The organism is Sphingobacterium sp. UBA2610 (assembly GCF_002339225.1).
In the GTDB taxonomy this organism is placed as follows: domain Bacteria; phylum Bacteroidota; class Bacteroidia; order Sphingobacteriales; family Sphingobacteriaceae; genus Sphingobacterium; species Sphingobacterium multivorum.
On the sequence record NZ_DDKA01000013.1, the window covers coordinates 69,602 to 80,712 of the forward strand.

An 11,111-nucleotide genomic window follows, 5' to 3' on the forward strand; every position below is an offset into this window, starting at 1 on the left:
ATTGAATCGCAACATGATCGATAAGCTTAACACATTGACCAAAGGTGTTACCAGCACCTTTGGTTGTTTTTATGCGGCTTATCGTAAAAATTAGATAGGTCAATCTATCACAATAAGCCTCCTTCCATTTAGCGTTAATTTTACTTTTCCTGTTGTTTGCAACATATCAATAATGGTAGATAGCGGCTGAGAACGCGATACCATACCATCAAATTTCAACTTCTCAAGTCGTTCGGGACATGCTACATCCACGTTGTACCACCTTGAAACTTTACGCAGCAGACTTACTAACTCTTCTCCTTTAAAAACAAAGTCACCATTTATCCAAGCTACTTCCTGAGAGATATCGACATTTTCTACACGCAGGGCTTCATTTAACAAGGCCCGCTGCCCTGGTTTTAAGAGCACCGATTCATTTCTTTTTTTCGAACTAACGCGTACAACTCCCTCCAATAAAGTTGTTGTTGTATAAGGTTCGTCATCATATGCGTTCACATTAAAATGCGTACCAAGCACCTCAATTTTTTGATTTGCTGTCTCCACGTAAAAAGGAATTCGCCCTCCCATTCCCGTCTCAATTTTTGCAATTTCAAAGTAAACCTCTCCGGTCATGTGAACATGCCGTTCGTTTTCACTAAATTTCAAAGGATAGGTCAACGTCGAATTTGCATTGAGAAATGCTTTGGATCCGTCGGGCAATATAATTTGATATTGGTTTCCGCGATTGGTCGTTATTTTATTCACAGCAGTGCTGGCTGCTTCCCCTTGTTCAACGGCTTTATAAACCAATTCACCGTCTTTATTCTTTTGTATTTCTACCCCGCCTTGCAGTGCTACCACACTTCCATTTTTTATATCAGCTAATGAAACAACGGAGCCATCTTTTAGTGTTAATAGGGCATCATCCTTTCCTGGAGCACCAATATGCTGCACGTTTTTTGGCTGTTCTTCAGCAAGCTGTTGTTTAAATAGAAACAGTGAGATAGCGCCAACAGCGACTAGGAGCGCCGCAATTTTTAACCAGACAGCCATACCAATTTCTGTAAAGCGGTGTTGGTTAGCGCGCTTTTTTATTTGAGACTGCAAACGATCATAGTTTGTTTGAACGGATAGTTCACCCGCATAATGTCCCATTGCCACAATGGTCTCCTGCAACTCCGCTATGGACGCTTTATGTTCAGGATGTTTTTGTAACCATTTTTCCCATTTTTCGATATCCTCTTTATTCGTTCCCTTGCAATAGTTCACAAAAGATTCGTCCAATAATAACGCTTGCAAATTAAGTTCGTTCATATCACTCTAATCGTAATTTATACAATAGAGTGGTCAGGGTCATTTTTTCACTACTCGTTTTTAAGAAAAAATCAACAAAAATGAAGAAAGTAGCCCTACGGCAACTTTAAGAAAGATTTCTTGTTCACTAGAAAGGTTATTTTTTATTTTTTCTAGGGATTTATAAATGGTATTATAGATCGTATGGATCGAAACCTGATTGGCATCAGCGATTTCCTGATAAGAAAGATCCAAAAAAAATCGTTGGTAAATCACCAGCCGTTGTTTTGTTCCCAATTGCTCCATATGCTCCTCAACCAACTGTGTTACGGTATTTGTTGTTACCGCACGTATATGTTGTTCTTCAACAGAGTGATGGATTGACGGATCATGGATTTCTTCCACAAAATCCAAATCTGTCAGTTGTAGTGTTTCCTTGCGAAAAAGTTTTTGAAAGAAAACCGTAATAATATAATTATGATGATTGCGTATTTTTTGATTGTCAGTCTTCTTTTCCCAAAGGTGTAGAAATACATCATTCACACTATCCTGAATACGCTGTACCGACATTTTCTTTTTCGTTCCCAAATAGGAAAGATAATGGTAATAATGTTTGTATAAAGCATAAAATGAATCTTCACAGTCCTCTTTCACAAATTGGTCCCAAACATTTTTTAGATCTCTTCCGGTTAGTGTAAACATAGTTTCGTGGTAACAATGACTTTATACAAAAAAAGAAAAGTCTTATTAACAAGAGGTTAACTGAAGATGAAGAATCGGAAAATTGTATGTAAATTGGACAGATAGTCGATTATAATTCCTCGACGATGCTGTATAGTGTAAACGTATAATAAAACAAAAGCAGTAGAACAACTGATTATTAGAAAGATAAATTACAAAATGGAAAGACGTATATTTATTGCAGACAGGCTTCGCGAAGTTTTTTTGAATGGACGTTGGATTGCCAACACCAACTATCAGGAACAACTATTGAATACGATCTGGGAACAGGCCATATTCAAAATAAATGATCTGAATTCCATCGCTGCGCTAACCTATCATATCAATTATTACCTAGAAGGTCTATTAGCTGCATTTACGTATGGAAAATTGGAAATTAGTGATAAATACAGCTTTGATATCCCGCCTATCCAATCCAAAGCAGACTGGGATACACTAGTAGATCGATTCCTGAAAAATGCCAAATTATTTTGTGACTGTATCGCATCGTTCGATCAAAACCTCTTCGATCAGCCATTTATTGATAAAAAGTATGGATCTTACCTCAGAAATATCGAAGCTGTAATCGAACATAGCTATTATCACCTTGGTCAGATTTCACTGATCAAAAAGTTAATTCTTCAATCGGAATAAATTGTTATTTCGTTAATGCAGCGAGTTCTTGTTTCACTTTCTCTCGGTATTCCAACCCCCAACTGACCAGTGATTCGGTAACGGGGAATACACTTTTACCATAGGCGGTAATTTTATAGAACACTTTCACGGGGTCTTCACTGGGCTGGCGGGCGACTAACAAGTTTAATTCAAGGTCTCGAAGTTCTTTTGTCAACACTTTTGCAGAAATTCCCTGAATCTCCCGTTCCATTTTTTTGAAATAAATTTCCTGCAACTCCCGATTAGCCAAATAACGCAATATCATCAATTTCCATTTTCCGCCCAAAATATCCAGCGCGTCACGTATAGCGCGCAATTCTTCTGTACAACTCGCCTCCCGCATTTGATTTCCTTCCAAAACTTGTCCCATATTGATTTCCAACGACTAGTTACCACTTGTTAACTACCAACAAATATATAGCAAACGAAAGGTAGATTTGTCATATCAACTATATAAGATGAAAGAATGCTGATATAACATACATTATTTCGGCAGGAATTTTTCATAGGGATGCCATCATTTAAATAAATAGCGATATGAACGCGGTTATACTGGATAAAGACAATCAATTGATAAATGCGGAGGTTGAGCTTCCTCAACTGAAGTCCAACGAAGTGAAAATTAAAATATTAGCTTCAGCACTCAACCCCATAGACTACCAGATGCGTGAAAATGAATTTGAACGACGTTATATTTTTTCACCCATACTTGGTAGAGAAGGGGCAGGAATTGTCACAGATAAAGGTTCAGATGTAAGTGAATACGCAATTGGAGATGAAGTATTTTTTGCCTGTGGCAGCATGGGCAGTAACGGAACCTATGCAGCATACATTCAGTTACCAGCCGGCCTCGTTGCCCCTAAGCCAAAAAATATTTCGTTTGAGCAAGCAGCAGCACTTCCTACCGCTGGCATCACCGCATTGCAGGTTTTCGACCGAGCAGCAATTAATCCGCAAGATCATATTTTCCTAACCGGAGCGTCTGGAGGCGTGGGTCTTTTTGCATTAAAATTACTCCTGGCTAACGGCATTAAAAATATCGTTGCGACAGCAGGAAGTATGGGCAGTATTGAAAAATTACGCCAACTAGGACTGCAAAAAGACAGTGTCATCAATTATCGAAATGAGAATTTAACGGAAATAATCAAGCTTAAAAGTAATCAGCAAGGTATTGACGTCGCTATTGATGCGGTGGGGCAGCATCTCTCGGAAGTCGCCGCCGCAGTATTAAAACCCTATGGAACTTATATCGACATCACACATTTTACGACCGCGGCAGCAAGAGACCAACTATTTAGTTCGGCCGCACAGATCATCAATATATCCAACTTTATCCATGCGCAAAGACTGAATTATCCCTATTTCAAAAAGGGGTTGGATCGAATCAGACACACTATTGAGCAAGAAATTATTCAACCTGCCCCTATTTATCTTATCGGTAACTTAAGCCCCGAAACAATCGAAAAAGGGCATCTAATGCTCAAAAACAACCAGACTCAAGGCAATAAATTAATTATACAAAATCAATGAGAACTATACCTAGACGAATCGTGACAGGCATACGTGCCGGCAAATCCTTTATCGAAGCGGATGCATTGGTTGATAATGTATCAGAGCACTATCCCAATCTTGTTATTTCCGATATCTGGCAAACCAGCCAAATGCCGGCCAAGTTTGAGAAAGAGCATCCCATAGAAAACAGCGCTATACCCCAAGTCATCAAAAATGGCACGTACTTCCGCTATGTACAGATCCCACCCGATCGGGAACTTGGTATAGAAACGACGATTGGTACCCCTCATCCCCTCATGCATCAGACAGCAAGTTTAGATTACATCGTTATTCTTTCAGGAGAGATTTACTTGATTACAGACACAGAAGAAACGCTTTTACAAGCCGGCGATATTGTCATCCAACGCGGCACCAATCATGCTTGGAGCAATCGCTCCGATCAAATGTGCCTGCAATTGGCCATTCTAATTGATGCGAATTAAAAATCTACCCTGTTGCTCAATCGGCAAACTAAACATTGAACCGATTAAAACACATCGAATTTATCTTGTAGGAACACCGCAATTTTTCTAAGTTTGGACTTCATGATAGCAACATATTTTCGGTCTTTGCGTCTGTTCGACGAAGAAGAGATCAATCAGATTGTTCAGCTTTTTGAATACAGAAAGCTGAACAAAAACGACTTTTTTGTTAAAGAGAATCAACCTTGTCATGAGGTTGCATTTATACAATCAGGGATCTTCCGTTCTTATTATAGCAGTGCGAATAGGGAAGATATTACCTATTGTTTCCGCTTTCCCAATACATGGATAGCGGCCTACTCCTCCTTTATCACGGGCGGGCCAAGCGTGGAGACCATGCAGGCCCTTACCCCTGTCGAACTGTGGACGATCAAAAAAAATATGATTGATAAGCTTGCTAAAAATAGCCTAAAATGGACAAAATACCTTAAAATGATTGCCGAGGAACAATATCTTGAACTTGAAAAACGCGTCTTTCAATTACAAAAAGAAACCGCATCACAACGTTATGCCAATTTACTCAAAGATCATCCTGATTTTATCCAACAGCTTCCTTTACAATACCTCGCTTCCTATTTAGGCATTACACAACGTCATTTAAGTCGTATTCGCAGCGAAATTTCTTTTTAGACATTTGTCCTGTAAAGACGGTAGCCCTATTTCTATTTTTGTGATGTAATAAAACATCATGGAGAAAAAAATACTGATTATCAATGGCCACCCGAATCGGGAATCTTTCAATTTTGGCATCGCAAATGCCTATCAAGAAGCTGCGGCAGCGTCCGGAGCTACAGTACGAACAATCCATATTATTGACCTAGATTTCAATCCAAACCTTGAATTTGGTTATCGTAAACGGACAGAACTTGAGCAGGACCTACTTCTTGCCTGGGAAGACATCTTATGGGCCGATCATTTGGTCTGGATACATCCCGTTTGGTGGGGCGGTCTTCCAGCCTTGATGAAAGGCTTTATCGATAGACTTTTTTTACCTGGACGGGCTTTTCAATATCGCGAAAACTCTCTTTTTTGGGACAAATTACTCAAAGGAAAATCTGCTCGGATCATTACAACACTCGATCAACCAAGTTGGTATTATGCTTTAGTTTACGGCAGACCAAGTGTTAATCAATTAAAAAGATCAACCCTCCAATTTTGTGGAATATCGCCTGTGAAAGTCACTTATATCGGTATTATCAAAACTTCCGATCCTATTAAGCGAAATAAATGGATACAAAAAGTACAACAGCTCGGACACAAACAAGCTTAAGCGCAATCCAAACGCATTAAGACTGCTGGCCAAATGATAATGAGGAGCACTTTTTGCCAAATGGCAATTGGCCTCCGCCTTGCAAGCCCTAGCTTTGACCATAATTTCAAGACAAACGCAACATGGACATTCTAATTGGGCTCCAATGGGGAGACGAAGGTAAAGGAAAATTCATTGATCTGATCGGAAGCGACTATGATATTATCGCTCGGTTTAATGGCGGCGCGAATGCCGGACATAGTATTTACTATCAAGGTAACAAAGTTACGCTTAAACTACTCCCATCAGGCATCTTTTCACCGCATGTCAAAAACATTATCGGCACCGGTGTGGTGGTTGACCCATTAGCATTTAAAGCAGAAATCGAAGAACTAGCGCACATTATGCCAGATCAAGATCTCGTTGATAGAATTTTGATATCCCAAAAAGCGCATCTCGTTTTACCGACCCATCGTTATTGGGATATCTATATGGAACAGTCCCCACTGTATCGCACGATAGGAACGACCAAAAATGGAATTGCGCAAAGTTATTCCAATAAAATACTCAGACAGAACCTTCGCGTTGGTGATATTCACTCGGATAGTTTTGATACTGACGTATATCAAAATTTAAACCGTCAATACAAAGAACTACAGTTTTTGGGGCAAGAAATGCCTGCATTCGAAGAGCTCTACCACACTTTTATTCAAGGATGCACTTCCTTAAAACAAGTGCCAATTATAGATACCGAAATCTTTCTGAATAAGGCAATCCGAGATGGGAAGAAGGTATTGGCGGAAGGCGCGCAGGCAACTCTGCTTGATATCGACCATGGAAGTTATCCCTATGTGACCTCATCAAATACGATAGCCTCCGCAGCCTGTGTAAGCTTGGGTGTGTCGCCTAAAGTGGTGGACAAAATTTATGGTGTTACAAAAGCCTATTGCACCCGCGTAGGTAACGGCATTTTCCCAACAGAGATCACTGGGCAAGCCGCCAATGATTTACGGGACAAAGGAGCTGAATTCGGTTCCAATACCAAACGTCCCCCTCGTGTCGGCTGGCTGGATATCCCAGCATTGAAATATGCCATCATGTTAAACGGAGTAACGGAACTCGTTCTTACGAAAGCCGACATTTTGAACGAAATGGCTGAAATCCCCGTCTGTACCCATTATGAAATAGATGAACAAAAAATTTCGTTAGCATTTCCCCAATCTTCTGAACAAAAAATTATACCGATCTGGAAATATTTAAAAGGTTGGAATACCGATTTCTCTAATATCAAGCAGGCAGACTTACTTCCAGAAACCTTGGGTACATTTATCTCCTTTTTAGAAGAAGAGTTACAAGTTCCCATAACGTATCTTTCAACAGGACCACAACGTGAAGATTTGATTAACTTAGCGAAGTAATACAAAGGTAACATGGAGCAATTACTGGAATACATCCGAAAATTTGGACAGCTCGATTTGCGTGAAGAGAATTTAATTCGACAGGCATTCGAAAAAAAGAATATTTCAAAGTCAAGCTATTTTGTCGCTTGCGGTAAAGTAAACAATAGCATTGCTTTTGTGGAATCGGGGGTATTCCGTTCGCTCTATTACAACAGTAAAGGCGACGATTTTACGCGTTATTTTATTTATGAAGGTCGTTTTATTGGGGATCTTCAGAGCTTCTTGGATCGAACACCTTCCAACGACTATATAAAATCCCTCACAGATAGTAAGATCTGGAGCCTTGATTTTGAGAATTTTACGCTTCTTGAAAAGGAAATTAAAGTTTGGCCCTTGTTGATGGCCAAACTTTATGCTTTTGTGGTGGAAAGTAAGCTAAAAACGGCAAATACCATGATGAATCTCGATGCCAAAGAACGCTATCTCCTGTTCTTGAAGCTTTACCCGGGTTTAGCCAATCGTGTTCCATTAGCCATGTTAGCATCCTATTTAGGGATTACCGCATCATCCCTGAGCCGGATTCGGAAAAATATCTAATCCCCTCGCAGCATCTAAATTAAATCGCGCCCCCTAATGCATTAGTCACACGAATACGAATCCTTTCGATCAACTCCGATCATTGCGATAAAACCTTAGCCCCGAACCAACTTACCAACGATAAAGCAGTCTTGTTGTGAAGACATTATCTTTCAAATCAGCAGAAAAGTTTGGTAAACTTGTCGCTTCGTTGGTTACATGCTCGTTGTATACCGTGAATTTAAGTCTATTGCTAAATTGATAAGCGACTCCATAACCGAGCGTACTAAACTTAACATCGCCATCGGCCGTAAAATTATCAGGCATGCCGATTGTCATGCCACTTGCTTTCGTATTTGGATCATATACGTCATACGCTATCAATGCAGTAATACCGGTCTTCGCAATCTCCTGCGTAAACCAAAGATAGTATCCATTAAATTTACGTTGATAAAGGTCTGTTGTCGGCTGGGTTGTAAAACTTCTGCTGGCGTAAGGTCCTTTAATATCGACACCACCGGCAACTCCAGGCTGGTCTCCTGCCACATATTCGGTTTTGAAACTGGATTTCCCGAAGCTATTATCAAACTCGACCTGTAAGTTTGCTCCATAATAGTTCCTGCCGATGGCTTTACCTTCATTCTCGTCGCTGGTATGCGCTGTATAACCATTGCTATTGGGCGTATAGTACGTTTTCGTATCATTACGCACTGAACCTTTATAGAACGAGCCGCCAAAACCCAAATGAAGTTTTTTATCGGCTAAACTATCAAATTTAAAAGCAAGATTACCGATCAGATCCTTTTTAGAATCATAGTCCTTAGCGGAGTGACCACTACCGTTCACCAAGGCTAAATCTAAATTTAAGAATTTAACTTTACCGCCAGGATGATAACTTACCATCCCTCCAAGATCACGTTCGCGTGGCATCAACGTTTGGAATACACGTGCCCGTTCCGGAAAGTCACGATAGCCCGATGAGTATACAATGGAATATCCAAAAGGTCTATTGAAAAGTCCCGCAGTTAAACTAAGGCCTTTTTGACTTGGGTGACGCAATTGAATAAAGGCATCCATTAACTGCACGCCATCTTGAGTAGCATCCAATTGAAAGACAATACTCGAGTAGGTATCCACACGGTCAATTTTAAGACGTCCCCTGCGGATCATAAATCTGTTATCCGAATTCTTTGAAAAATCCCCACCTGAAAAGGACGTAATTCCAGGAGATTGCGCCTTTTGAAACTGTGTTTGAAGGTACCCCGTAATCTTGATATCATGTGGATCATAGCTGGAGGGCGCATTATTATTTTGCGCAAGTGCTACAACGGGTCCTATCAGAGCTAAGAGTAAAAGTGCTTTTTTCATGAGAATTTTAAATAAATTATCTTTTTCGCTTTTGATGATATGGTACGAGCAGAATCATTTTTCCTTCTTCTATTCCATCATCTTTCAACGGCGTAAAAATAGATTCTCAATATTAAGTTAATATTAATAAATTGTTAGTCTATTAATTTATATACATAAAATTAATGATTTGGTAATATATCACCTTGCAGGTAGTTTCTATACATTGAGAAATTTTTAAAATAAAAAGGCCGATACAAAATTGTACCGGCCTTTCAATCCTATTGATTCATACCTAGAATTACTCCAACCCCTTATTATAATCGCTCTCACGAAGAGGAATAGACCAAGTCCACTTATTTTTATCTTGAGGATTAATCGTAACAGCTAGAGATGTAAGGAAATTACCTCCGTTCGCATTATTTCTTCTTACAATAGTATCTCCCCAACGTTTCATATCAAACCAATCGAATCCTTCGCCCCATAGTTCAACCGCGCGATACAGCTTAATTTCATTAAGTAGATCTGTGCCTGTTTTTGTACAAACATAATTCACATTCCTTCCTGAAGAAGCGTTTAATGTATTAAGCACACCTTGAACTTCGCTTGCTGCTTTATTTTGGAAAAATTTCGCTTCAGCTTCAATGAGGTACATCTCGGAAGCCCTAAAGTGATTTAAGTTTCCAACACCCGGTAGATCATTCGCTTTAAACTTAAAATTCATGTAAGCGTATGGCACAGCGTTAGACTGTAATTCAGGATATAAGGCAAATGCCCTAGCCTTCATCGTCGCTCCGGCCAATCCTGTAGCTGTTGTATACGCTTCGCCTTTTGGATCTAAGAAAAGATCTCTTCTAATATCTGTTGAAGGAATTTTATCGAACAATTCTCTACTGATACATTTCGGCGCTGTTCTAACAGCACTTGCCGATGAATTATATGCAATATACGATTGAAATGAATAGAAGTATAATGTTTCATCAGACGCACCGTAGCTACTCCAAATCCATTCTCCATTTGGATTTGCAAAGCCACTTTTATACTCCGTATTGTTCATCAATTTATAATTAGCACGCGCTAGAATAGCATATTTCTCAGCATTGACATAATCCTGCTTGTTCAAAGCAGCTCGAGCATAAACCGCATAAGCAACATCTTTATTCACTTGATAATTGGCATTTGGATTACGGTTAATTTTTGAAGATTCATATAATGAAATGGCATCATTCAAATCCGTATAGATCAAATCATAAGTTTGGCTCAAGGTTGATAAAGGCATATCTCCAGTTGACACATCTTTTCTTAACACCAATCCATTTGTCTGCCCATTATTTGAGTCACTCCATCTATTTCCATAGATTTGAGCTAGCATCATGTAACTGTAAGCACGGTAAGTCAATGCTTGCGCTTTTATAAATTGTTTGTCGGCTAAGTTTCCATTCGCAGCATCTATATTTTCGACAATTTGATTTGCGTTACCAATGATCTTATAGTAATAAAACCAAGGATAATACAAGTAAATACTTGTTAAGTTTTGATTATAATTTGCATTAATAATGTCTGCCCAGCCACTTAAGTTGACAAAAAAATTGTTTCCAGGATAGTTTCCATAGTACATTTTGATTGTCCCCTCTCCATTAAAGCCTTGGCTACCTAAATACTGTTGGGTCATCATTTTTGCCAAACCGTTAACGGCTACTTCAGCATTTTTTGTCGTCTCAAATACTTTAGAAAGCTCAACGGAATCTGTAGGACTTGTATTTAGATAGTCTTTTTTGCAAGAAGAAACAAGAATCATTCCTGCTAACAATACTTTTATATATTTATTATTTTTCATTG

The 11,111-nt window shown here is 39.3% G+C and carries 12 protein-coding genes; 7 read left to right on the forward strand and 5 right to left on the reverse strand.

Going from position 1 to position 11,111, the window contains the following annotated elements; all coding sequences use genetic code 11:
• Window positions 1-99 precede the first annotated feature (99 nt).
• Together B4Z47_RS09195 and B4Z47_RS09200 are read right to left on the reverse strand one after the other, a co-directional pair.
• Entirely contained in the window at window positions 100-1,293 is a 1,194-nt protein-coding gene (locus tag B4Z47_RS09195) for a FecR family protein (protein ID WP_112373611.1), read from the reverse strand.
• 60 nt (window positions 1,294-1,353) lie between these two features.
• Entirely contained in the window at window positions 1,354-1,974 is a 621-nt protein-coding gene (locus tag B4Z47_RS09200) for an RNA polymerase sigma factor (RefSeq protein ID WP_112373612.1), read from the reverse strand.
• A gap of 198 nt (window positions 1,975-2,172) precedes the next feature.
• Here B4Z47_RS09200 and B4Z47_RS09205 point away from each other — a divergent pair, with 198 nt between their 5' ends.
• Window positions 2,173-2,646 carry a DinB family protein gene (locus tag B4Z47_RS09205; protein WP_159332781.1) on the forward strand — a complete coding sequence of 158 codons (474 nt, stop codon included), beginning with the start codon at window positions 2,173-2,175 and terminating at the stop codon, window positions 2,644-2,646.
• A 4-nt stretch (window positions 2,647-2,650) separates the two neighbouring features.
• Here B4Z47_RS09205 and B4Z47_RS09210 read toward each other — a convergent pair whose 3' ends face one another.
• Window positions 2,651-3,037, reverse strand: a complete 387-nt coding sequence (locus tag B4Z47_RS09210) for a winged helix-turn-helix transcriptional regulator (RefSeq protein ID WP_112374037.1) — start codon at window positions 3,035-3,037, stop codon at window positions 2,651-2,653.
• Window positions 3,038-3,204: 167 nt separating this feature from the next.
• Between B4Z47_RS09210 and B4Z47_RS09215 the strand changes: the two genes are divergently transcribed.
• The 6 genes from B4Z47_RS09215 to B4Z47_RS09240 all read left to right on the forward strand — a co-directional run bounded on the left by B4Z47_RS09215 (window position 3,205) and on the right by B4Z47_RS09240 (window position 7,946).
• On the forward strand, window positions 3,205-4,197 hold the full coding sequence (locus tag B4Z47_RS09215; protein ID WP_159332780.1) for a quinone oxidoreductase family protein: 993 nt from the start codon (window positions 3,205-3,207) through the stop codon (window positions 4,195-4,197).
• Complete coding sequence (locus tag B4Z47_RS09220) at window positions 4,194-4,661, forward strand: cupin domain-containing protein (RefSeq protein ID WP_112373615.1); 468 nt, start codon at window positions 4,194-4,196, stop codon at window positions 4,659-4,661. Before B4Z47_RS09215 ends, B4Z47_RS09220 begins: the two co-directional genes overlap by 4 nt.
• A 102-nt stretch (window positions 4,662-4,763) precedes the next feature.
• On the forward strand, window positions 4,764-5,330 hold the full coding sequence (locus B4Z47_RS09225; protein ID WP_112373616.1) for a Crp/Fnr family transcriptional regulator: 567 nt from the start codon (window positions 4,764-4,766) through the stop codon (window positions 5,328-5,330).
• 58 nt (window positions 5,331-5,388) lie between these two features.
• Entirely contained in the window at window positions 5,389-5,970 is a 582-nt protein-coding gene (locus tag B4Z47_RS09230; protein WP_112373617.1) for an NAD(P)H-dependent oxidoreductase, read from the forward strand.
• Between the two features lie 122 nt (window positions 5,971-6,092).
• Entirely contained in the window at window positions 6,093-7,367 is a 1,275-nt protein-coding gene (locus B4Z47_RS09235) for an adenylosuccinate synthase (RefSeq protein WP_286727255.1), read from the forward strand.
• A 12-nt stretch (window positions 7,368-7,379) separates the two neighbouring features.
• On the forward strand, window positions 7,380-7,946 hold the full coding sequence (locus tag B4Z47_RS09240) for a Crp/Fnr family transcriptional regulator (RefSeq protein WP_286727256.1): 567 nt from the start codon (window positions 7,380-7,382) through the stop codon (window positions 7,944-7,946).
• A 111-nt stretch (window positions 7,947-8,057) separates the two neighbouring features.
• On the opposite strand, the gene B4Z47_RS09245 is transcribed toward B4Z47_RS09240, so the two are convergent.
• Window positions 8,058-9,293 (reverse strand): porin, encoded by a 1,236-nt coding sequence (locus tag B4Z47_RS09245; RefSeq protein ID WP_286727257.1) that lies wholly within the window; start codon window positions 9,291-9,293, stop codon window positions 8,058-8,060.
• A gap of 280 nt (window positions 9,294-9,573) precedes the next feature.
• Window positions 9,574-11,109, reverse strand: a complete 1,536-nt coding sequence (locus tag B4Z47_RS09250; RefSeq protein ID WP_286727258.1) for a RagB/SusD family nutrient uptake outer membrane protein — start codon at window positions 11,107-11,109, stop codon at window positions 9,574-9,576.
• Window positions 11,110-11,111: the final 2 nt, after the last annotated feature.